The following is a 19,973-nucleotide window of genomic DNA, read 5'->3' as shown; positions in this document are numbered from 1 at the left end:
ATACAAGTATTTTATCAACGAGAAATATTATCCAGGCTTAAGTTATTTATACCTGGTTGCCATCGGTTATTTTTTTTGGAACATAAATTATTTTTTTTATTCTTTTTTGCTTTATAAAAAAAATAAAAAAAATATTTTTTTAATTATTTTAATTTATTTTAAATCAAATTTTTAAATTTATCCCACGACTCTGAATCCAATAAAAAATTACCTGGCTCAGAAACACTCCCTGCGATTTTTTTCCTTAAAATACGGTCCAGTGCATGGCTTTGCTTTTCATATTTACGACAAACGCTGCAAATAAGCTTATGTATGAACAACTGCACAGTTTCTTTTGAATCCAATGCATGTCCGAGTTTCTTTTCAATCAAAAAAGAAGCCTTTTGACATGAAATCAAATAGGAATTATAACTTTTCATTTTTTAAACCAGTCTTCTTCTAGACATGCCCTTAATTGCAACTTCGCCCTATGAATGATTTGCCAGTAATTAGACGTCGATACATCCAATTCCTGACAGATATCTTTGGCATCTTTATCTTCAAGATATTTTAATTGGATAGCGGAATTCCAGGTTACTGGCAGCTTTTGGAAACATTTGGACAATACTTCGTTAAATTCAAAATCATCCAGCAATTCAATACTGTTTTCTTCTAAAGATGATACGCTGTTCTTTTCCCTCCATTCCCCTTCTTCGTTAAACAAATATGAAAATAAAATAGTGCTATGTTCTTCATATATCTTATCAGAAGACACTATGTTATTTTTATACAGTTTTCTATGATGATCAATAATTTTATTTTTAAGAATAGAAAATAGCCAGGTTTTAGGTTTGCTTCTATTTTCAAAAGATTTAAATGACTCAAACGCTGCTATGAAGGTTTCCTGCACCAGATCTTTCGCTGTTTCTTTATTCGAAGTTTTGTAAAAAGCCCATGAGAACATGTCTGACGAAAATTCATCTACCCATTCCTTAATTATTTTTGACGCATTGTCCATAAAAATATATACTTAGCAGGCTTGGTCATTCAGAAATGTTTTCGTTACAAATCACCTCTGTATTTCAATTGCAGGCCATGAATGAAATTGCGCAATACCTGGTCTTTACAAGGTCTATATTGACTTTGACCCGGGTTTCTGAATAAGGCACTAAGCTCATGCTTACTGAAGCTCATATCTGCTAAAGCCAGTATTTCCAGTATACCATCATCCTGCAGATTCAATGCAATTTTGAGTTTTCGGAAAATAGTATTGTTATTCAGACTCTTTTCCGGTACAGGCGCAGGGCCATCTTTTTTACCGCGCTTGTCTATGATGAAGCCATTTAAAAATACTGCCAACTCTCTATCATATAATTCCTGAAACTCCGGATCATCCTCCCGCTTCAGCCAGTTACTTATTTCAGCGCGCGTTACCTCTTTGTCGCCCAAAGCAAACAGAGCAATCATTTTTGTATCATTAAAGTCGAATGTGTATCTGAGCCTGCGTAGAATGTCGTTGTTGTTCATAAGAGTGATGAGACATGTCTTTAGCCTCAATGAATATAGAAAGATGAATTAAGCTGCGTTTCCTCTGTCGCGTTTACAGATCGCTTTTACAATATTAATATCTCCTTCAGAAAAATCATAATTAATGAAGTCTTCAGGGGCAACCCATTTGTAATTGGCATGCTCTTTCAGGGTCAGGTTACCGCCTTTGATAATAGCTTCCAAAGGTGTTAATTTTAAAATGAAATTCGGATAGTTGTGTAAGTAGTACGGATGCTCTTCAATTACATCTATATCAATATCCAGTTCTTCTTTCAATTCACGCACAATTGCCTGTACGTTTGTTTCACCGTTTTCAACTTTACCTCCGGGAAACTCCCATTTCAAGGGCATTTTCATTCTGGCACTTCTCTGTGCGATGAAATATTTTTCCTGTTGCTTAATAACTGCACAAACAACAGCAATTGTGGGCAAATCTGACATGTTGCTAGATCTTGGTGTATAGTTTATATACGTAAGAAACAATGCTTCGGATACTAATAGTCGAATTTTTTCAGAATGGCTTCAGCCATTGCCAGGTCCTCAGGGGTGGTGATTTTTATATTCTCATACGATCCATCTACAAGTTCTATGCTGTATCCTGCCGCTTCTGCCACACTTGCATCATCTGTAAACTGATCTGTGTCGGCCTTGTGAAAAGCATCGCGGATCTGGGAGATCTTAAAGGTTTGTGGTGTCTGGATGATTCTGTAGTCTTCGCGTTGGACGGATTTATTCCCTTTCTTATCAATCAGACGAATAGAATCTTTTAGTCCGACCGCTGCAACCGCATTACCTTTCTGCTCAGCAACCGCAAAGGTTTCTTCAATGATCCGTTTGCTGATAAAAGGTCTTACACCATCATGGATCGCCACAAGCCCTTCATTCACGCCTATGCTGTTTAGTCCATTGCGCACAGATTGAAAACGGTTTTTACCTCCGGAAACAATCAGATGTGGAATAGAGAAAGAATATTTTTCACATAACTGGTGCCATCTTTCGATCTGTTCCTGCGGTAAAACCAGTACAATATTTACAAGTTCATTGCTTGTAAAAAAACGTTTGATCGTATGCATTAAAATTGGTGCGTTTCCAATAGGTAGAAATTGCTTTGGTGTTTCGCTACCCATCCTTGAGCCGGAGCCACCAGCCACTATTACTGCATATCTGTTCATATCGAAGCTTTTTTGTTAAACCAATTTTCAATTTTATTTTGAGAGTTCAAAGTACTCCCTCAGCTTTTCTTATTTTAATCTACATTAATAGATTTTTTACTATTTTACATCCTCCTAAGCTTTACTAAAATGAATACAAAGATTAGAATGGGTATGATCGGGGGCAGCCTCGATGGTTTTATCGGAAGTGTGCATAGAATGGCCGCTGCGCTCGATGGCACAATCGAATTGGTTTGCGGCGCATTCAGCAGCAGCCCGGAAAGATCTGTTGAAACCGGACATGCACTGTCGCTGCCTTCTGAAAGGGTTTATACTTCTTATGAAGAAATGATTCAGAAAGAAGCACAGCTTCCTGCCGATAAACGCATGCAGTTTGTATCCATTGTAACACCTAATTTTTTACATGCCCGGCCTGCATCTTTAGCCTTACAGCAAGGCTTTCACGTACTCTGTGAAAAACCATTGGCACTGTCTCTTACTGAAGTAACTCATTTGGAAAAACAAGCAAAAGAAACCGGATTGCTTTTCGGTGTAACCCATAATTACACGGGATATCCGATGGTTAAAGAAGCGAAACAGCTTATTCAATCCAAGCGATTAGGAAAACTCCGGAAAGTAATTGTAGAATATCCGCAAGGATGGTTGGCTGAACCAATTGAAAACGACGGACAAAAACAAGCAAGCTGGAGAACAAATCCTGCTCAGGCAGGTATCAGCTGTTGTGTAGGCGACATTGGCACACATGCAGCACATTTGGCTGAATATATTACCGGACTTACCATTCAGGAAATAAGCGCTGACATCTCAACATTTGTCGATGGCAGACCACTGGACGATGATGCAAACATATTGCTGCGATTTAATCATGGTGTTAAAGGTGTGCTCATTGCAACACAGGTGGCACAAGGCGAAGCAAACGAATTGAAGATCCGCATCTATGGCGAAAATGCCGGTCTGGAATGGCTGCAATCCAATCCGAACTTTCTTCATCTGAAACAAAACGACAAGCCGGAACAGATCCTGCAGGCAGGAAGCAATCATTCCTATCTGTCTGAACAAGCGCGTGTGCATTGCCGCGTACCGGCAGGGCATCCCGAAGGTTATCTGGAATCCATGGCAAATATCTACAGAAATTTTGCTTTAGCTATTCATAAAGCTGAACGAAAAGAAGCTCAGGATCCTTTGTTTGACTTCCCTTCCATTACAGACGGTGTACGCGGTATGAAGTTTATAGAAACTGCAATTGCCTCCGGAAAACAAAACAGCAAATGGTCATCAATATAAATTCCGTTATTAAACATTCGACTGAATTAAATGAAAACAATTAAAGGTCCTGCGATATTCCTCGCTCAATTCATGGGTGATCAGGCGCCGTTCAATAACTTAAAAAATATTTGTGCATGGGCTGCAGGCCTTGGTTATAAAGGCATACAGGTTCCCAGCTGGGATATCCGCTGTATTGATTTACAAAAAGCCGCAGAGAGTAAAACATACTGCGACGAAATCAAAGGGATTGTAAACGCGGCTGGCCTGGAAATAAGTGAACTTACCAGTCACCTGCAAGGACAGCTTGTGGCATCACATGCAGCATATGATTCAGCCTTCGATGTATTTGCGCCGGCAGCAGTACACAACAATCCACAGGCGCGAACTGAGTGGGCAACACAGCAATTAATCTTTGCTGCTAAAGCTTCAGAGAACTTAGCATTAACGGCTCACGCTACTTTTTCCGGTGCACTTCTATGGCACACTGTTTACCCCTGGCCCCAACGCAAAGCGGGAAGTGTTAAAGACGGCTTTGCTGAACTGGCTAAACGCTGGACTCCGATCCTGAATGCATTCGATCAAGCCGGCGTGGATCTTTGTTATGAAATTCATCCGGGCGAAGATCTGCACGATGGTATTACGTTTGAACGTTTTCTGAAAGCAGCAAATAATCATCCGCGTGCACATATACTCTATGATCCCAGTCATTTTGTTTTACAACAGTTGAATTATCTGGACTACATAGATATCTATCATCAGCATATAAAAATGTTCCATGTGAAAGATGCAGAGTTTAATCCTTCCGGCCGATCTGGTGTGTATGGTGGTTACCAGGACTGGATCGACAGGCCGGGCAGATTCCGTTCGTTAGGCGACGGACAGGTAAACTTCAAAGCGATCTTCAGCAAGCTGGCGCAATACGATTTCCCTGGCTGGGCAGTGTTAGAGTGGGAATGCTGTCTGAAACACCCGGAAGATGGGGCGAGAGAGGGTGCGTCATTTATAAAAAATCACATCATACGTGTTGCAGACCGGGCATTTGATGATTTTGCAGGATGAAGAAGTGTAAAGTGATGCGTTTGTTATTCATACAGACCTTCTATATTTAATGCTCACACTTTACGCTTTAAACGATTTATTTTCGTCTCTTCTATACCTTCGCTAAAATCAATTCTCCCGCATAAAAATTGGTCATTCCACAATTTCCTCTTCAGGCAGCTGATCTTCTTCCTCCATGATTGCGAGACTATCCACAACTTCACGCTCTGGTCTGCGCGGACAATTAATATTAATACTCAGTTTGGAGGGCATTTTAAATCTGCCCATTTTTATATCCAGTGTAGTATCAGCATAAACCTTTTCCATAAATAATCCGAAAATAGGTAACGCTGTCTTTGAACCTTCTCCCGTAGCAGAAGTTCTGAAATGTATGCTTCTATCCTCACCGCCAACCCACACGCCGCCTACAAGCCTTGTTGACACTCCCATAAACCACCCGTCAGAATAATTAGAAGACGTTCCTGTTTTACCGCCCATTTCATTACCTCTGAAAATATCATATTGGAAAAGAGCCTGCGAGGTACCGCCACGCTCTTCTGTTCCTCCCTTAAGCATATGTACCATTACAGCCGCAACTTCTTCACTCACCGCATCTTTACGCTTTGGTACAGCCTCATAAATAATATTACCGCTATTGTCCTCAATGCGCTCTATAAAGATAGGTTCAGTCCATACACCTTTATTCAGGAACGTGCTGTATGCGCCTACCATTTCAAACACATTCACATCACTTGATCCTAAACATACGGACGGCACAGGGCGTAGCTCACTTTGAATACCAAGCTTATGAGCCATCTCAATGACTTCTTCTGTACCAACCATTTTTGTTACACGGGCAGCAATCGTATTGATCGAACGAGCCATCCCCTGGCGTAGATTCAACGAATCGCCGGAATATACCCAGTCTGCATTGCGCGGCGTCCAGATAATATGCTTTCCGTCTTCTTCATATTCAAATGTAATAGGAAGGTCTGGCACCAGTGTACAAGGTGAGATCCCCTGAGAAATAGCAGTAGCATATACAAATGGTTTGAAAGAAGATCCCGGCTGGCGTTTGCTCTGCTGCACATGATCATACTGAAAATGTTTGTAATTGATCCCTCCTACCCAAGTCTTGATATGGCCGGAATACGGATCCATCGTCATAAAACCGGTATGCAGAAAATGCTTGTAATAAGCGATTGAATCATACGGACTCATTAACGTATCAATATCTCCATCCCAGCTGAATACAGTCATCTTAACAGGTTTTTTTAACTCGGTCATGATCGAATCATCACCCTTGCCGTATTTTGCTTCTAATGCTTTATATCGATCTGTTTTTTTAGCTGCATCTTCAATAAAATTCGGTATCTCTGTTTTGTTCTGGTAACGCCATGGCTTCTCACCTTCCCAGTGCTTATTAAATCTGCGCTGCAGCACTTTCATATGTTCTGCAACCGCCGCTTCTGCATGACTCTGCATTCGCGAATCAATTGTTGTATAGATCTTCAATCCATCTCCATAAAGATCTTTGTTATTCTCTTTACACCATTCCTGGAGATACTTGCTCAGCATCGTTCTGAAATACGTTGCGGATCCCTCCGAATGATTTTCTACTTCGTAATTCAAACCAATCGGTTGCCTTTTTAACGTATTCAGCTGGATTTGTGTGATGAATTTATTTTCAAATAATAATTCGAGAACAGTGTTTCTTCTGTTTAAGCAATTCTCAGGATTTAAAATCGGACTATATGAAGTGGGCGCCTTCAGCAACCCCACGAGCATGGCTGCCTGCGGAATAGATAAACTATCCTGGCTTGTTTGAAAAAATGTTTTTGCCGCTACTTTAATCCCGAACGAATTACTTCCGAAATCAACTGTATTTAAATACAAGGCAAGAATTTCGTTTTTCGTATACATCTTTTCCAATGAAATAGCGAGCTCCCATTCTTTTACTTTCGCTATAACAATATTGAAACCCGGAAGATAGCCCAACACGCCTTTTTTCTGCACCCCACGTGTTTTGAATAAATTTTTAGCAAGCTGCTGTGTAATCGTACTTGACCCGCGCTGGTCTCCTTTTGCCATATAGTAGAATATGGCGAACATCCCTTTCAGGTCTATCCCCGCATGGTCTCTGAAACGTATATCTTCTGTTGTAACCAATGCGTTTATTACATTGGGAGAAATTTCTGAATATGAAACCGGGCTACGATTTTCACGGAAATATTTGCCTAACAATACCCCATCCGATGAATAAACTTCTGATGCTAATTCGTTCTTCGGATTCTCAAGTTTAACAAGATCCGGCATGTCACCAAAAGCTCCCAGATAATTAAAACGAATCAATACAGTCCATAGGAACAACGTGTACAAGCCTCCAATAAAGAGTGTCCAGATAATGACAACGTATCGAGTATATTTATTCATGTAAACTAAATGATTGTGGAAACGCCTTCAGGCATTAAGTAAGGTAAGGAATTAACAGGACTATTCTTCTTCAACAAGAATGTAGATATCCTCTGTTGGTTTTTTCATTAAATAATGTTCACGGGCAAATTTTTCAAGCTTTACTTTATCTTTCAGTAAAGCCTCCTGTTCCGCCTTTACTTCAAGTATTTTCTGCTCATAATATTCCTTTTCATTTAATTGAGCATTATACTGGCTGTTCATTTTATATTGGCTTATAAAATTATTCGAATCAAAAAAAATCATCCAAATAATAAATACCACTGAGAATAGGAAGAAAAAATTCCTAAAGATAGGAGGAAGCGTTTTTGTCCATTCAAGTATTTTCATACCGCAATTTACAAAAAAAAAGGTCCCGCTAATAGCAGGACCTTTAGTTATATTACTTACGCATATTCTTGCCAGGGAAGTATGCAGCTTCACCCAACTCTTCTTCAATACGTAATAATTGATTGTATTTAGCCATACGATCAGAACGAGAGCAAGAACCCGTTTTGATCTGACCGCAGTTTAATGCAACCGCTAAATCAGCAATTGTATTATCTTCTGTTTCACCTGAACGGTGTGACATTACAGAAGTATATGAATTTCTCTTCGCTAAGTTAACTGCAGAAATTGTTTCAGTTAGAGAACCGATCTGGTTAACTTTTACAAGGATTGAGTTAGCAATACCTTTGTCGATACCTTGCTGTAAACGGCTAACGTTTGTTACGAACAAGTCATCACCTACTAACTGGACTTTATCACCTACGAGTTTAGTTAATTCAGCCCAACCAGTCCAGTCATCTTCATCCATACCATCTTCGATAGATACGATCGGATAACGTTTAACTAGATCAGCCCAGTAAGAAGCCATCTGAGAAGATGTTAACTTATCACCAGTTGATTTTTTGAAATGATATAATTTAGTTTCTGCATCGTAGAATTCAGAAGAAGCAGCATCAAATGCAATCATAACATCTTCACCTGGTCTGTAGCCTGCAGCTTCGATTGCCTGGATAACAGTTTTTAAAGCATCTTCGTTAGAAGCGATATTTGGAGCGAAACCACCTTCATCACCTACGTTTGTAGACATGCCTTTTGATTTCAATACTTTTGCAAGGTTATGAAATACTTCAGAGCCAATACGCATAGCCTCAGTAAATGATTTTGCACCTGTTGGCATAATCATAAACTCCTGGAAATCGATTGAGTTGTCTGCATGAGACCCCCCGTTGATGATATTCATCATTGGTACAGGCAATGTGTTAGCACTAACACCACCTACATATCTATACAATGGTAAACCAGCTTCCTGAGCTGCAGCTTTAGCCAAAGCTAAAGAAACACCTAAGATTGCATTAGCACCTAATTTTCCTTTGTTTGGAGTACCATCTAAATCAATCATTAAACGATCAATCAGGTTTTGCTCAAATACATGAGAACCGATCAATTCAGGAGCAATGATATCATTTACGTTTGCAACAGCTTTTAAAACGCTTTTGCCCATGTAGATTGATTTGTCATTATCTCTTAACTCAACTGCTTCATGTTTACCAGTTGATGCACCAGATGGAACTGCTGCTCTGCCGATTAAACCATTTTCCGTAATTACATCTACTTCGATCGTAGGATTTCCTCTTGAGTCAAAAATCTGACGCGCAACGATTTCTTCTATTAAGCTCATTTTCGTTTTATGTTAAAATTAATTTAATGTACTAGTTCAAGTTTGATACAAATTGATCGAATAAGTATCTGGAATCATGTGGCCCAGGGGAAGATTCCGGGTGATACTGAACAGAGAATGCATTTTTGTTTTTCAAACGAATGCCTTCTACTGTATTATCATTAAGATTGATGTGTGTAATCTCTACATTACTATCCTTCGGTATTGCATTCGCATCCACAGCAAAGCCATGGTTTTGTGAAGTGATTTCAGACAAGCCCGAAATTAAGTTTTTTACAGGATGATTCAAACCTCTGTGGCCATTTGGCATTTTATAAGTTGGAATTCCATTAGCTTCAGCCAGGATCTGATGACCTAAACAAATACCAAACATTGGCTTGTTATCAGAAAGAATATCTTTTACTGTATCAATCGCATAGCTCGTTACTGCGGGATCTCCCGGGCCATTAGAGATGAAGTAACCATTCGGAGACCACTGTTGCATCTCAGCATATGTAGTTTTCGCAGGAAAAACTTTCAAATAACAATCTCTTTCAGTAAGGTTTCTAAGGATATTCGTTTTAACTCCTAAATCCAATACCGCCACTTTATATTTAGCACCCGGATTACCTAAAAAATAACTTTCTTTTGTAGATACTTTGCTTGAAAGCTCAAGACCTTTCATCGAAGGTACGTTCTTTACTTCCTGCTTAAGTTTCTCAACATCCAGAATCTCAGAAGAGATTACGGCATTCATTGTTTTACCAGCTTTACGGATATATCTTACCAATTCGCGCGTATCAATGTCACTGATACCTACAATATTATTTTTCTCAAAGTATGCCTGCAATGAACCATCCGCATCCTTTCTGGAAAACATTTCGGAGAAGTTTCTGCATACTAATCCGCTAAATTTAACACTATTGGATTCCTGCTCATCTTCTTTAACACCGTAATTACCAATATGGCTGGTTGTATTAACAATGATTTGACCATAATACGAAGGGTCGGTATAAATTTCCTGATATCCGGTCATCCCTGTATTAAAACAAATCTCCCCTGAAGTAGTCCCGATTTTACCAACTGCGATTCCTTTGTACCAGGTACCATCTTCAAGCATCAAGTATGCTTCTTTTTGTTCGTGGAGTTTCATTCTTTATGAGTTGAATTTAGACAAAATAAAAAAGGATTCAACAAAAGTCAAATCCTTTTTTATTTAAGATATTATTAAACATTTGTGCTGTGTTAGCATTATGCTTGTGGTTCTGTACCTGTTGATTCTGAAGAATCATCTTTTTTAGCAGCTGAAGAACGACGAGTTCTCTTAGCAACTTTAACTTCAGATTCTTTTACATAAGTTTCATTGTAATCAACTAATTCGATGATACACATATCAGCGTTATCTCCGATACGAGCACCAGTTTTTAAGATTCTAGTGTATCCACCTGGTCTTGCTGCGATTTTGTCGACAACATTATCAAATAGTTCTTTTACTGAATCCTTATTCTGAAGATAAGAGAAAACCGTTCTTCTACTGTGTGTAGAATCTGCTTTCGCCTTAGTAATCAATGGCTCAACATATTTTCTTAATTCCTTAGCTTTAGGAACTGTAGTAGAAATTCTTTTATGAAGAATCAGAGAAGAAGCCATGTTTGATAATAAAGCTCTTCTGTGAGTTACTGTTCTACCTAGGTGATTGTCTTTTTTACCGTGTCTCATTGCGATTAATCCTCGTCAAGTTTGTACTTAGCCGTATCCATTCCAAAGGATAAGTTTTTATCAATTATTAACTGTTCTAACTCGTTAAGAGACTTCTTACCAAAGTTGCGGAACTTCATCATATCAGAAATATCAAGAGTAGCAAGCTCTCCCAATGTTTTGATATCTGCAGCCTTTAAACAGTTGTAAGCACGTACAGACAAGTCTAGATCAGCCAGAGAAGTTTTCAGAAGTTTTCTCATGTGTAAGAATTCTTCATCTACTGTCTCTTCTTCTTCCGCTTTAACAGCTTCAAACGTCATTGTTTGATCTGAGAATAGCATGAAGTGTTTAATTAAAATATTAGCGGCACCTTTCAATGCATCTTCAGGATGGATAGATCCGTCAGTTAATATTTCAAGAATTAGTTTTTCGTAATCCGTTCTTTGTTCTACCCTTGTATTCTCAACGCTGTATTTTACATTTTTGATTGGTGTAAAAATTGCGTCAATTGGAATATAACCAAAGATTTGCTCAGCTGGTTTATTTTCTTCTGCTGGCAAATAACCACGACCTTTTTCAAGTGTTAACTCGATATCAAAGTTAGAATTAGAATCTACATTGCAGATCAATAATTCCGGGTTTAAGATTTGATAAGCAGAAGTAAACTTAGCAATATCACCAGCCTTGAAAGAAGCTTGTTTCTTGATGCTAACAACGATTTTGTTTTCGTTTACGTCAGAAATCTTTTTGAAACGAACTTGTTTAAGGTTCAGGATAATCTCAGTTACATCTTCCCTTACGCCAGGAATTGTAGAAAACTCATGTAACACACCAGGAACTTTAATCCCAGTGATCGCATAACCTTCAAGAGAAGATAATAAAATTCTTCTTAAAGCATTACCGATAGTTACACCATATCCTTTTTCAAGAGGTTTGAATTCAAACAGACCATGGAAATCGTCTGCTTTTTCCATAACCACTTTTTCTGGCATTTGAAAAGAAAGAATAGACATAAATATATAGTTAGATTATGTTTATTATTTATTATTTAGAGTACAACTCGACAATCAGTTGTTCCTGGATGTTCTCAGGAATTTCTTCACGCTGAGGGTAAGTTACAAATTTACCTAACATGCTAGTTTGATCCCACTCCAACCAAGTAAATTTCTTAGCTGATTGAGTAGAAAGGCTATCTGTAATTGCTTCAAGTGATTTTGATTTCTCACGAACACCTAGCTGATCGCCAGGCTTCAACTGGTATGAAGGAATGTTAACCACATCACCGTTCACAACAATGTGTTTGTGAATTACAAGTTGACGAGCAGCTCTTCTAGATGTAGCGATACCTAAACGGTAAACTGTATTATCTAAACGAGCTTCAAGCATTTTCAGAAGGTTTTCACCAGTGATACCTTGCTTTCTTGCTGCAGTGTCAAAAGTTTTAGCAAATTGTCTTTCTAATACACCATAAGTGTATTTAGCCTTTTGCTTTTCTTTCAACTGAATAGAATATTCAGATTGTTTTCTTTTTTTATTTCTACCATGCATTCCGGGTGCATAGTTCTTCTTCTGAAGCGCTTTGCTATCTCCCATTACAGGCTCACCAAATCTTCTCGAGATTCTAGTTCTAGGGCCAGTATAACGTGCCATTTCTTATTAACTATTAATGTTCAATTAAAATAATTAGACTCTTCTCTTTTTAGGAGGTCTGCATCCGTTATGTGGCATTGGTGTAACATCCTTGATTGTTAACACTTCGATACCTGCATTCTGGATGGTGCGAATTGCAGACTCTCTACCTGAGCCTGGTCCTTTTACAAAAACTTCACACTTTCTCATGCCACCTTCAAAGGCAACCTGAGCACAGTTTTGCGCTGCAACCTGAGCAGCGTAAGGAGTATTCTTTTTAGATCCGCGGAATCCCATTTTACCAGCAGAAGCCCAAGATATTACTTGACCTGTACTGTTAGTAACAGAAATGATAATGTTGTTAAAAGAAGCTCTGATGTGAACCTGACCTGTTGGTTCGATCACTACGATTCTTTTTTTAGCTTTATCTTTTCTTTTCGCGGCAGTTGATTGTTGAGCCATATTCTGAATTAAATTTCAGTTTCAGTAATTACTACTTAGTTGCCTTCTTTTTATTTGCAACTGTTTTACGTTTACCCTTACGAGTACGACAGTTGTTTTTTGTACGCTGACCACGTACAGGTAATCCTTTTCTATGACGAAGACCTCTGTAACAGCCGATATCCATCAAACGCTTAATACTTAATTGTACTTCAGACTTAAGAGCACCTTCAGTTTTGTGTTCTGAAGCAATGATCGCACGAATTGCATTCGCCTCATCATCGTTCCATTCACTAACCTTCTTATCCCAGTTTACACCAGCTTTCGTCAAAATACTTTGAGCTGAATTACGACCAATACCGTAGATGTAAGTTAATGCAACTTCACCTCTTTTGTTATCGGGAATATCAACACCAGAAATCCTTGCCATAGTATTATTCTATTATATTAACCTTGTCTTTGTTTGAACCTTGGGTTCTTCTTATTGATTACTAGAAGTTTGCCGTGTCTTCTGACAACTTTGCAATCTACACTTCTTTTTTTGATCGATGTTTTTACTTTCATCGTCTTGTTGATTTATATGTTTAATTATTATTTATATCGAAATACAATTCTTCCTTTAGTCAAATCGTATGGAGACATTTCCATTCTTACTTTGTCGCCTGGCAATATCTTAATGTAATTCATCCGCATTTTCCCAGAAATATGAGCGATAACCTGATGTCCATTACTCAATTCTACACGAAACATTGCGTTTGATAATGCTTCTAATATTTTACCATCCTGCTCAATTGATGCCTGCTTTGACATGCGATGAATTAAATATTAATAATTTGTTCAATAAACTCAAAGGTAGTCAAAATTTCTGGTTTTCCCTTTTTTACTGCTACCGTATGTTCGAAATGAGCGGAAGGCATGCGATCTGAAGTTCGAATTGTCCAGCCATCATTCTCCTGAACTACATTCTTTTTACCCAGATTTATCATAGGTTCAATGGCAATAACCAGATTTTCTTCTAATTTTAGCCCTTTGCCCCTATTTCCGTAATTAGGAACTTCAGGTTTTTCATGGAGACTTTTGCCTAACCCATGACCAACCAATTCTCTAACAACTGAATAACCTTCTTTTTCAACGAACGTTTGTACTGCATAACCTATGTCGCCCATTCTGTTACCGGCAACGGCTTGTTCAATACCTTTATATAAACTCTCTTTTGTAATCCGAAGTAGTTTTAAAACTTCTTCTTTCACATTTCCAACTGGGTAAGTATAAGCAGAATCGCTATGAAAACCTTTATACTTTACTCCACAATCGACAGAGATAATATCACCATCTTTTAACTCATATTCACTTGGAAAACCATGAACAACAACTTCATTCACGGATATACAAAGCGTGGAGGGAAAACCATTATAGCCTTTAAAAGAAGGGATTCCTCCGTTATCGGCAATGAATTGATATGCTATTTTATCTAATTCAATTGTTTTTACTCCTGGTCTGATGATTTTTGCAATTTCTGCGTGAGCCTTTCCAAGTATTTTTCCGCTTTCACGAATAATCTCTAGCTCTTCATTAGACTTGTAATGAATTACTGCCATTTTATATTAAACCGCAGCAGTATCTAATCTTCCTTTAACTCTTCCTGTTTGCATCATTCCGTCATAGTGCTTCATCAACAAGAAACTTTCAATTTGTTGAAGTGTATCAAGAACAACACCAATCATAATTAACAAAGAAGTCCCGCCATAGAAATATGAAAACTCTTTTTCAATTCCGGACATACTTGCAAATGCAGGTAAAATGGCTAAAACAGCTAAGAATAAAGATCCAGGTAATGTGATTTTAGTAAGAACATCATCAATATACTCGGATGTCGCAGCTCCTGGTTTAACACTAGGAATAAAACCACCATTTCTTCTTAAATCTTCTGCAATTGAGTTCGGATTAACTGTAATTGCTGTGTAGAAATAAGTAAAGAGAATAATCATTGTTGCAAATGACAGGTTATACTGCCAGGAAGTAGGATCATTGAATGTTGCTGCTACAGAGTTCGCAAAGTCATTTGTATCTGCAAATGAAGATCCGATGATTGCAGGCAGAAACATTACAGATTGTGCAAAGATAATCGGCATTACACCTGCAGCAATCAGTTTCAATGGTAAATATTGACGCTGACCAACTACTTGTTTACCTCCAGCAATTTGTTTAGTATATTGAATCGGGATCCTACGTGTAGCTTGCTGCACCAGAACTACCAACATAATTACAAAGAACAATGCTGCAAATTCAATCAATAATGGAAGAGCACCTTCAAGATTTTTAGAACGAACTTCAGCCATTAATGCAAATGGTAAACGAGAGACAATACCAATCATAATCAGCATTGATATACCATTTCCGATTCCTTTTTCAGTAATACGCTCACCAATCCACATACAGAACATTGTTCCGGAAATCAATGTGATAATTCTCACAACGTTCATGAATTGTGAATCCATCCCTTCGTAAATCATATCTTTATCAAGAGTTGCCGCTAGGTAAGCTATTGATTGGAAGACTGTGATTACAATTGTAAGAATTCTTGTATACTGATTTATTTTCTTTCTTCCGGATTCGCCGTCTTTTTGAAGACGCTGGAAATACGGAACAGCAAATGTCAATAATTGTAAAACAATTGAAGCTGAGATATACGGCATTATACCTAACCCAAACACAGAAACGTTGTTGAACGCCCCCCCTGAGAATGTATTGATAACACCTAAAATACCCTCTGAATTTCCACCTTCGTCAAGTTTACTAGGATCTACACCTGGTAAAACAACAAATGAACCTAGTCTGAACATAACTAGGAACATGATGGTTGTGAAGATTCGCGTACGCAATTCTTCAATAGAGAATATATTCTTAAAAGTAGTAATGAAACGCTTCATTAGCCTATAAGAGTAACTTTACCGCCTGCACCAGCAATAGCTTCAGAAGCTGTTGCTGAAAATGCATGAGCAATAATTTCTGCTTTAATTGATTTAACTTCGCCTCTAGCTAAGATTTTAACTCTATCGTTTTTACCGATCAAACCATTTTGGTTCATTAAAGCTACGTCTACAACTGAAGCACCAGTCTTCTCGATTAATTCAACTAATTCATCAAGATTGATTGGTTTAAATTCGATTTTGTTAAGACTCTTAAAGCCGAATTTAGGTAAACGACGCTGTAATGGCATCTGACCACCTTCAAATCCAATTTTAGAAGAATAACCTGATCTGGATTTAGCTCCTTTATGACCTTTAGTTGAAGTACCTCCTCTGCCGGATCCAGTACCTCTACCTATACGTTTCGATGTTTTTACAGAACCTTTAGCAGGTCTTAATGTATGTAATTTCATAATGCTTACTCGCTAACAACTACTAAATGATTTACCTTATTTAGCATTCCTTTTATAGAAGGTGTAAGTTCTTGTTCAACTGTAGAATTAATTTTCCCTAAACCTAAAGATGCTAATACTCTTTTTTGGTTTTCAGTTTTTTTAATTGCACTTACAACTTGAGTAATTTTAACTTTTGCCATGATTATATAGAATTAACCATTAAATACTTTACTCATAGTTACTCCACGCTGCATAGCTACTTTATGAGGAGCTCTCATTTTAACTAATGCATCGATAGTAGCTTTTACCACGTTGTGTGGGTTAGAAGAACCTTTAGATTTTGCTAAAACGTCTTTTACACCAGCACTTTCAAATACAGCACGCATCGCACCACCTGCAATTACTCCAGTACCTGGAGCCGCTGGCTTAACAAATACAAAACCACCGCTGAATTTACCAATCATTTCGTGTGGTAATGTTCCATTGATTACCGGAACTTTTATAAGATTCTTTTTAGCGTCGTCGATAGCTTTAGTGATCGCATCTGTAACTTCATTTGCTTTACCTAAACCGTGACCAACAACACCGTGTCCATCTCCTACTACAACTATTGCAGAAAAACTGAAACGACGTCCACCTTTAACTACTTTAGCAACGCGGTTAATAGCAACAACATGCTCTTTAAGCTCGATTTCACTCGCTTTTACCGTTTTAACGTTGACTTGAGACATAATATCTTTTCTTTATGAATTAGAATGCTAAACCACCTTCTCTTGCACCTTCAGCCAATGCTTTCACACGACCGTGGTATAAAAAGCCACCTCTATCAAAAACAATATTTTTGATGCCTTTTGCAGCAGCTTTTTCTGCAATTTTTTTACCTACTAATGTTGAAATCTCGCTTTTTGTACCTTTGCTAGATTTAAACTCAACAGAAGAGCTGCTTGCAAGAGTCAAGCCGCTGATATCGTCAATTAATTGAGCTGATATACCTGTATTGCTTCTGAATACAGATAATCTAGGTTTCTCAGCAGTACCGGAAATTTTATTTCTGATACCTCTTTTTATTCTGAGCCTTCTAAGATCTTTCTTAGTTGCCATGTCTTATTTATTTAGATGCTGTTTTACCAGCTTTTCTTCTTACAACTTCTCCTTTGAATCGAACACCTTTACCTTTGTATGGTTCGATTTTTCTTAGAGATCTGATTTTTGCAGAAACCTGACCGATTAACTGCTTATCAATACACTCTAAAGTAACGATCGGGTTTTTACCCTTTTCCGTTAATGCTGAAGCAGAGATTTCTGCAGGTAACTTCAAGAAGATACCGTGAGAATATCCTAAGCTTAATTCAAGGATGTTATTAGTTGCTGTTGCTTTGTAACCAACCCCAACCAATTCAAGTTCAACTTTGTAGCCTTGGCTAACACCTTGAACCATGTTGCTGATTAATGAGCGATACAAACCGTGTAAAGCTTTGTGTCTTTTTTGCTCAGTAGGTCTAGCAACTACAACCTTTCCATCTTCTACGGAAACTTTGATATCCGGATCAACTTGCTGAGTAAGAGTACCCTTAGGACCTTTTACTGTAACAAGATTACTTGCTGATACAGATAATTCAACTTTTTCCGGAAGAGTTACAGGTAATTTACCAATACGTGACATAGTATTCGTCCGAAATTTAAATTAATATACAAAGCAAAGAACTTCTCCGCCTATGTTCAAACTTTTAGCTTCTTTATCGCTCATTATACCTTTAGAGGTAGAAAGAATAGCGACACCAAGACCATTTAATACGCGTGGCATTGTTTCAGCGTGCGTATATTTTCTCAAACCTGGCTTACTAATACGCTCAAGCTTAAGAATTGCTGATTCTTTCGTAAGCGGGTGATATTTTAAAGCTATCTTGATAGAACCTTGTACAGCACTATCTTCGAATTTATAGCTTTGAATATAACCTTTATCAAATAATACCTTAGTGATCTCCTTCTTGATATTTGAAGCAGGCACCTCAACAACACGATGTTTTGCTTTTATCGCGTTTCTGATTTTTGTAAGGTAATCGGCTATTGGATCCATATATTTAACAATTCTAACAACTTTAATAAGAAATTAAAAGCCCTAAAAGGGCCTGCAAAGGTACGATATTATTTTTTAATAATAAAGTATTTTGAAATAAATTACCAGCTTGCTCTAGTTACACCTGGAATTTTACCATTTGCTGCAAGTTCTCTGAAAGTAACACGGTTGATACCGAATTTTCTCATATAACCTCTTGGACGACCAGTTAACTTACAACGATTGTGTAAACGTACTGGAGAAGCGTTTTTAGGAAGTTTATCTAAACCTACGTAATCACCTGCTTCTTTTAGAGCTTTTCTTTTAGCAGCAAATCTTTCAACAGTTGCTTGCTTTTTTCTTTCTCTAGCTTTTACCGATTCTTTAGCCATGGTATATTATTATTTTTTCAGAGAGGCAAACGGCATACCGAATGCTTTCAGAAGTTCAAAACTTTCTTCATCAGTGTTGGCAGTAGTCACGATTGTGATATCCATACCAGTAATTTTATTGATCTTGTCAATGCTGATCTCAGGGAAAATGATCTGTTCTTTCACACCTAAGGTGTAGTTTCCACGACCATCAAAACCTTTGTCATTGATACCTTTGAAGTCACGTACACGTGGAAGAGCAACTGCCGTTAAACGGTCAAGGAACTCATACATGTGGTTGCCTCTTAAAGTAACTTTAGCACCGATGGGCATGTTAGAACGAAGTTTAAAGTTGGAAACATCCATTTTAGACTTTGTTGCTACTGCTTTCTGACCAGAGATTAATGTAAGTTCTTCAACGCCTACATCAACTAATTTCTTGTCAGCTACTGCTGCACCAATACCTTTGTTGATTACAATTTTTGTAATCTTTGGAACTTGCATAACAGAAGAATATTGGAATTTCTTCTTTAGTTCCGGAAGAATATCATTAAGATATTTATCTTTTAATCTAGGATTAGCCATTTTTTATTACCTCCCCTGACTTTTTAGCGTATCTAACCATTTTGCCGCTTTTATCTTCTTTACGGCCAATTCTTGTTGCCTTTCCAGTTTTTGGATCAGCGATCATCAGTTTGCTGATGTGAATAGGAGCTTCCTTCTTAACAATGCCACCGTTAGGTACATTCGCAGTAGGTTTATTGTGTTTAGTAACAATATTGATACCTTCAACAATAGCCTTTTGGTTTTCCTTATCTACAGAAAGAACCTTTCCAGGTTTTCCCTTGTCATCACCCGAGATAACGATAACGTTATCACCTGTGCGGACATGTAATTTTGTTTGTTTGTTGCTTGCCATACGAATTAAAGAACTTCAGGGGCTAATGAAACGATTTTCATAAATTGCTTGTCTCTCAATTCGCGCGCAACTGGACCAAAGATACGAGTACCTCTTGGTTCGTCATTATTGTTTAACAAAACTGCAGCGTTATCAGAGAAGCGGATGTATGAACCATCCGCACGCTTTACTTCTTTTTTGGTGCGTACCACCACGGCTTTAGATACCGTACCCTTCTTCATATTGCTTGAAGAAATTGCTGACTTTACAGTCACAACAATCTTGTCACCAATAGAAGCATATCTTTTGCCTGTACCACCTAGTACGCGGATTACTAATACTTCTTTAGCACCACTGTTGTCTGCTACGGATAGCCTTGATTCCTGCTGTATC

General features: G+C 38.0%; 29 protein-coding genes. 2 read left to right on the top strand and 27 right to left on the bottom strand.

Annotation, left to right across the window (positions count from 1 at the left end):
* Positions 1 to 415: 415 nt before the first annotated feature.
* From ACTHJT_RS02430 to ACTHJT_RS02415, 4 genes are read right to left on the bottom strand one after another with little or no spacing between them, the layout of a single operon-like run.
* Positions 416 to 997 (bottom strand): sigma-70 family RNA polymerase sigma factor, encoded by a 582-nt coding sequence (locus ACTHJT_RS02430; protein WP_440236139.1) that lies wholly within the window; start codon positions 995 to 997, stop codon positions 416 to 418.
* 44 nt (positions 998 to 1,041) lie between these two features.
* On the bottom strand, positions 1,042 to 1,506 hold the full coding sequence (locus ACTHJT_RS02425) for a DUF1456 family protein (RefSeq protein WP_440236138.1): 465 nt from the start codon (positions 1,504 to 1,506) through the stop codon (positions 1,042 to 1,044).
* A 48-nt stretch (positions 1,507 to 1,554) separates the two neighbouring features.
* Positions 1,555 to 1,968 (bottom strand): (deoxy)nucleoside triphosphate pyrophosphohydrolase, encoded by a 414-nt coding sequence (locus ACTHJT_RS02420; protein ID WP_440236137.1) that lies wholly within the window; start codon positions 1,966 to 1,968, stop codon positions 1,555 to 1,557.
* A 53-nt stretch (positions 1,969 to 2,021) separates the two neighbouring features.
* Positions 2,022 to 2,699 carry a 2-C-methyl-D-erythritol 4-phosphate cytidylyltransferase gene (locus ACTHJT_RS02415; RefSeq protein ID WP_440236135.1) on the bottom strand — a complete coding sequence of 226 codons (678 nt, stop codon included), beginning with the start codon at positions 2,697 to 2,699 and terminating at the stop codon, positions 2,022 to 2,024.
* Positions 2,700 to 2,828: 129 nt separating this feature from the next.
* Between ACTHJT_RS02415 and ACTHJT_RS02410 the strand changes: the two genes are divergently transcribed.
* Both ACTHJT_RS02410 and ACTHJT_RS02405 read left to right on the top strand, forming a co-directional pair.
* The gene (locus tag ACTHJT_RS02410; protein WP_440236134.1) at positions 2,829 to 3,983 is read left to right on the top strand and encodes a Gfo/Idh/MocA family protein; all 1,155 of its coding nucleotides are present in this window, start codon (positions 2,829 to 2,831) and stop codon (positions 3,981 to 3,983) included.
* Positions 3,984 to 4,013: 30 nt separating this feature from the next.
* On the top strand, positions 4,014 to 5,024 hold the full coding sequence (locus ACTHJT_RS02405) for a sugar phosphate isomerase/epimerase family protein (RefSeq protein ID WP_440236133.1): 1,011 nt from the start codon (positions 4,014 to 4,016) through the stop codon (positions 5,022 to 5,024).
* Positions 5,025 to 5,156: 132 nt separating this feature from the next.
* On the opposite strand, the gene ACTHJT_RS02400 is transcribed toward ACTHJT_RS02405, so the two are convergent.
* The 23 genes from ACTHJT_RS02400 to rplN form a co-directional block, all read right to left on the bottom strand.
* Complete coding sequence (locus ACTHJT_RS02400; protein WP_440236132.1) at positions 5,157 to 7,436, bottom strand: penicillin-binding protein 1A; 2,280 nt, start codon at positions 7,434 to 7,436, stop codon at positions 5,157 to 5,159.
* A gap of 60 nt (positions 7,437 to 7,496) precedes the next feature.
* Positions 7,497 to 7,805, bottom strand: coding sequence for an FtsB family cell division protein (locus ACTHJT_RS02395; RefSeq protein ID WP_440236131.1), 309 nt, complete (start codon positions 7,803 to 7,805; stop codon positions 7,497 to 7,499).
* A 52-nt stretch (positions 7,806 to 7,857) separates the two neighbouring features.
* A complete protein-coding gene (eno, locus tag ACTHJT_RS02390; protein WP_440236130.1) occupies positions 7,858 to 9,141 on the bottom strand; it encodes a phosphopyruvate hydratase in 1,284 nt (427 codons plus the stop codon).
* Positions 9,142 to 9,172: 31 nt separating this feature from the next.
* Positions 9,173 to 10,273, bottom strand: coding sequence for a glutamine-hydrolyzing carbamoyl-phosphate synthase small subunit (carA, locus tag ACTHJT_RS02385; RefSeq protein WP_440236128.1), 1,101 nt, complete (start codon positions 10,271 to 10,273; stop codon positions 9,173 to 9,175).
* 98 nt (positions 10,274 to 10,371) lie between these two features.
* Positions 10,372 to 10,839 carry a 50S ribosomal protein L17 gene (gene rplQ / locus ACTHJT_RS02380; RefSeq protein WP_440236127.1) on the bottom strand — a complete coding sequence of 156 codons (468 nt, stop codon included), beginning with the start codon at positions 10,837 to 10,839 and terminating at the stop codon, positions 10,372 to 10,374.
* A gap of 5 nt (positions 10,840 to 10,844) precedes the next feature.
* The gene (locus ACTHJT_RS02375) at positions 10,845 to 11,834 is read right to left on the bottom strand and encodes a DNA-directed RNA polymerase subunit alpha (protein WP_011586485.1); all 990 of its coding nucleotides are present in this window, start codon (positions 11,832 to 11,834) and stop codon (positions 10,845 to 10,847) included.
* Between the two features lie 31 nt (positions 11,835 to 11,865).
* Complete coding sequence (gene rpsD / locus ACTHJT_RS02370; protein WP_440236125.1) at positions 11,866 to 12,471, bottom strand: 30S ribosomal protein S4; 606 nt, start codon at positions 12,469 to 12,471, stop codon at positions 11,866 to 11,868.
* A 33-nt stretch (positions 12,472 to 12,504) separates the two neighbouring features.
* Entirely contained in the window at positions 12,505 to 12,912 is a 408-nt protein-coding gene (gene rpsK / locus ACTHJT_RS02365) for a 30S ribosomal protein S11 (RefSeq protein ID WP_011586487.1), read from the bottom strand.
* 31 nt (positions 12,913 to 12,943) lie between these two features.
* Positions 12,944 to 13,321: a 30S ribosomal protein S13 gene (gene rpsM, locus ACTHJT_RS02360; RefSeq protein WP_440236123.1), complete on the bottom strand. Its 378-nt coding sequence runs from the start codon at positions 13,319 to 13,321 to the stop codon at positions 12,944 to 12,946.
* A gap of 17 nt (positions 13,322 to 13,338) precedes the next feature.
* Positions 13,339 to 13,455 carry a 50S ribosomal protein L36 gene (rpmJ, locus tag ACTHJT_RS02355; RefSeq protein ID WP_072356053.1) on the bottom strand — a complete coding sequence of 39 codons (117 nt, stop codon included), beginning with the start codon at positions 13,453 to 13,455 and terminating at the stop codon, positions 13,339 to 13,341.
* Positions 13,456 to 13,482: 27 nt separating this feature from the next.
* Entirely contained in the window at positions 13,483 to 13,701 is a 219-nt protein-coding gene (gene infA, locus ACTHJT_RS02350) for a translation initiation factor IF-1 (RefSeq protein ID WP_440236121.1), read from the bottom strand.
* An 8-nt stretch (positions 13,702 to 13,709) separates the two neighbouring features.
* On the bottom strand, positions 13,710 to 14,489 hold the full coding sequence (gene map, locus ACTHJT_RS02345; protein WP_440236119.1) for a type I methionyl aminopeptidase: 780 nt from the start codon (positions 14,487 to 14,489) through the stop codon (positions 13,710 to 13,712).
* A gap of 6 nt (positions 14,490 to 14,495) precedes the next feature.
* Positions 14,496 to 15,821 carry a preprotein translocase subunit SecY gene (gene secY, locus ACTHJT_RS02340; protein WP_440236117.1) on the bottom strand — a complete coding sequence of 442 codons (1,326 nt, stop codon included), beginning with the start codon at positions 15,819 to 15,821 and terminating at the stop codon, positions 14,496 to 14,498.
* Positions 15,821 to 16,273 carry a 50S ribosomal protein L15 gene (gene rplO / locus ACTHJT_RS02335; protein ID WP_440236116.1) on the bottom strand — a complete coding sequence of 151 codons (453 nt, stop codon included), beginning with the start codon at positions 16,271 to 16,273 and terminating at the stop codon, positions 15,821 to 15,823. The genes secY and rplO overlap by 1 nt, the downstream gene beginning before the upstream one ends.
* Positions 16,274 to 16,278: 5 nt before the next feature.
* Positions 16,279 to 16,455: a 50S ribosomal protein L30 gene (gene rpmD, locus ACTHJT_RS02330; protein WP_440236114.1), complete on the bottom strand. Its 177-nt coding sequence runs from the start codon at positions 16,453 to 16,455 to the stop codon at positions 16,279 to 16,281.
* Positions 16,456 to 16,467: 12 nt separating this feature from the next.
* On the bottom strand, positions 16,468 to 16,986 hold the full coding sequence (gene rpsE / locus ACTHJT_RS02325) for a 30S ribosomal protein S5 (RefSeq protein ID WP_440236112.1): 519 nt from the start codon (positions 16,984 to 16,986) through the stop codon (positions 16,468 to 16,470).
* Between the two features lie 19 nt (positions 16,987 to 17,005).
* Positions 17,006 to 17,356 carry a 50S ribosomal protein L18 gene (gene rplR, locus ACTHJT_RS02320; protein ID WP_440236110.1) on the bottom strand — a complete coding sequence of 117 codons (351 nt, stop codon included), beginning with the start codon at positions 17,354 to 17,356 and terminating at the stop codon, positions 17,006 to 17,008.
* A 7-nt stretch (positions 17,357 to 17,363) separates the two neighbouring features.
* Positions 17,364 to 17,918: a 50S ribosomal protein L6 gene (gene rplF / locus ACTHJT_RS02315; protein WP_440236109.1), complete on the bottom strand. Its 555-nt coding sequence runs from the start codon at positions 17,916 to 17,918 to the stop codon at positions 17,364 to 17,366.
* A 21-nt stretch (positions 17,919 to 17,939) separates the two neighbouring features.
* Positions 17,940 to 18,332, bottom strand: a complete 393-nt coding sequence (rpsH, locus tag ACTHJT_RS02310; RefSeq protein ID WP_440236107.1) for a 30S ribosomal protein S8 — start codon at positions 18,330 to 18,332, stop codon at positions 17,940 to 17,942.
* A gap of 101 nt (positions 18,333 to 18,433) precedes the next feature.
* On the bottom strand, positions 18,434 to 18,703 hold the full coding sequence (rpsN, locus tag ACTHJT_RS02305; protein ID WP_011586498.1) for a 30S ribosomal protein S14: 270 nt from the start codon (positions 18,701 to 18,703) through the stop codon (positions 18,434 to 18,436).
* A gap of 9 nt (positions 18,704 to 18,712) precedes the next feature.
* The gene (rplE, locus tag ACTHJT_RS02300) at positions 18,713 to 19,267 is read right to left on the bottom strand and encodes a 50S ribosomal protein L5 (protein ID WP_440236105.1); all 555 of its coding nucleotides are present in this window, start codon (positions 19,265 to 19,267) and stop codon (positions 18,713 to 18,715) included.
* Positions 19,260 to 19,601 carry a 50S ribosomal protein L24 gene (rplX, locus tag ACTHJT_RS02295; protein ID WP_440236103.1) on the bottom strand — a complete coding sequence of 114 codons (342 nt, stop codon included), beginning with the start codon at positions 19,599 to 19,601 and terminating at the stop codon, positions 19,260 to 19,262. Before rplX ends, rplE begins: the two co-directional genes overlap by 8 nt.
* 5 nt (positions 19,602 to 19,606) lie before the next feature.
* The gene (rplN, locus tag ACTHJT_RS02290; protein WP_440236101.1) at positions 19,607 to 19,972 is read right to left on the bottom strand and encodes a 50S ribosomal protein L14; all 366 of its coding nucleotides are present in this window, start codon (positions 19,970 to 19,972) and stop codon (positions 19,607 to 19,609) included.
* Position 19,973 lies beyond the last annotated feature (1 nt).

Source organism: Cytophaga sp. (genome assembly GCF_051961495.1).
Lineage (GTDB): Bacteria > Bacteroidota > Bacteroidia > Cytophagales > Cytophagaceae > Cytophaga.
Note: the sequence above shows the minus strand (reverse complement) of the source record. Positions and strands in the feature narration are given on the sequence as shown.

Coding starts and splice junctions, on each gene's coding strand:
- ACTHJT_RS02400 (WP_440236132.1), bottom strand. CDS start 7,436: ATGAATAAATATACTCGATACGTTGTCATTATCTGGACACTCTTTATT.
- rpsH (WP_440236107.1), bottom strand. CDS start 18,332: ATGGATCCAATAGCCGATTACCTTACAAAAATCAGAAACGCGATAAAA.
- infA (WP_440236121.1), bottom strand. CDS start 13,701: ATGTCAAAGCAGGCATCAATTGAGCAGGATGGTAAAATATTAGAAGCA.
- rplQ (WP_440236127.1), bottom strand. CDS start 10,839: ATGAGACACGGTAAAAAAGACAATCACCTAGGTAGAACAGTAACTCAC.
- rplR (WP_440236110.1), bottom strand. CDS start 17,356: ATGGCAACTAAGAAAGATCTTAGAAGGCTCAGAATAAAAAGAGGTATC.
- ACTHJT_RS02410 (WP_440236134.1), top strand. CDS start 2,829: ATGAATACAAAGATTAGAATGGGTATGATCGGGGGCAGCCTCGATGGT.
- rplO (WP_440236116.1), bottom strand. CDS start 16,273: ATGAAATTACATACATTAAGACCTGCTAAAGGTTCTGTAAAAACATCG.
- ACTHJT_RS02420 (WP_440236137.1), bottom strand. CDS start 1,968: ATGTCAGATTTGCCCACAATTGCTGTTGTTTGTGCAGTTATTAAGCAA.
- ACTHJT_RS02395 (WP_440236131.1), bottom strand. CDS start 7,805: ATGAAAATACTTGAATGGACAAAAACGCTTCCTCCTATCTTTAGGAAT.
- ACTHJT_RS02415 (WP_440236135.1), bottom strand. CDS start 2,699: ATGAACAGATATGCAGTAATAGTGGCTGGTGGCTCCGGCTCAAGGATG.
- ACTHJT_RS02425 (WP_440236138.1), bottom strand. CDS start 1,506: ATGAACAACAACGACATTCTACGCAGGCTCAGATACACATTCGACTTT.
- ACTHJT_RS02430 (WP_440236139.1), bottom strand. CDS start 997: ATGGACAATGCGTCAAAAATAATTAAGGAATGGGTAGATGAATTTTCG.
- ACTHJT_RS02375 (WP_011586485.1), bottom strand. CDS start 11,834: ATGTCTATTCTTTCTTTTCAAATGCCAGAAAAAGTGGTTATGGAAAAA.
- rpsD (WP_440236125.1), bottom strand. CDS start 12,471: ATGGCACGTTATACTGGCCCTAGAACTAGAATCTCGAGAAGATTTGGT.
- ACTHJT_RS02405 (WP_440236133.1), top strand. CDS start 4,014: ATGAAAACAATTAAAGGTCCTGCGATATTCCTCGCTCAATTCATGGGT.
- secY (WP_440236117.1), bottom strand. CDS start 15,821: ATGAAGCGTTTCATTACTACTTTTAAGAATATATTCTCTATTGAAGAA.
- carA (WP_440236128.1), bottom strand. CDS start 10,273: ATGAAACTCCACGAACAAAAAGAAGCATACTTGATGCTTGAAGATGGT.
- map (WP_440236119.1), bottom strand. CDS start 14,489: ATGGCAGTAATTCATTACAAGTCTAATGAAGAGCTAGAGATTATTCGT.
- rplE (WP_440236105.1), bottom strand. CDS start 19,267: ATGGCTAATCCTAGATTAAAAGATAAATATCTTAATGATATTCTTCCG.
- rpsE (WP_440236112.1), bottom strand. CDS start 16,986: ATGTCTCAAGTCAACGTTAAAACGGTAAAAGCGAGTGAAATCGAGCTT.
- rpsN (WP_011586498.1), bottom strand. CDS start 18,703: ATGGCTAAAGAATCGGTAAAAGCTAGAGAAAGAAAAAAGCAAGCAACT.
- rplF (WP_440236109.1), bottom strand. CDS start 17,918: ATGTCACGTATTGGTAAATTACCTGTAACTCTTCCGGAAAAAGTTGAA.
- rplX (WP_440236103.1), bottom strand. CDS start 19,601: ATGGCAAGCAACAAACAAACAAAATTACATGTCCGCACAGGTGATAAC.
- rpmD (WP_440236114.1), bottom strand. CDS start 16,455: ATGGCAAAAGTTAAAATTACTCAAGTTGTAAGTGCAATTAAAAAAACT.
- rpsM (WP_440236123.1), bottom strand. CDS start 13,321: ATGGCAAGGATTTCTGGTGTTGATATTCCCGATAACAAAAGAGGTGAA.
- rpmJ (WP_072356053.1), bottom strand. CDS start 13,455: ATGAAAGTAAAAACATCGATCAAAAAAAGAAGTGTAGATTGCAAAGTT.
- eno (WP_440236130.1), bottom strand. CDS start 9,141: ATGAGCTTAATAGAAGAAATCGTTGCGCGTCAGATTTTTGACTCAAGA.
- rpsK (WP_011586487.1), bottom strand. CDS start 12,912: ATGGCTCAACAATCAACTGCCGCGAAAAGAAAAGATAAAGCTAAAAAA.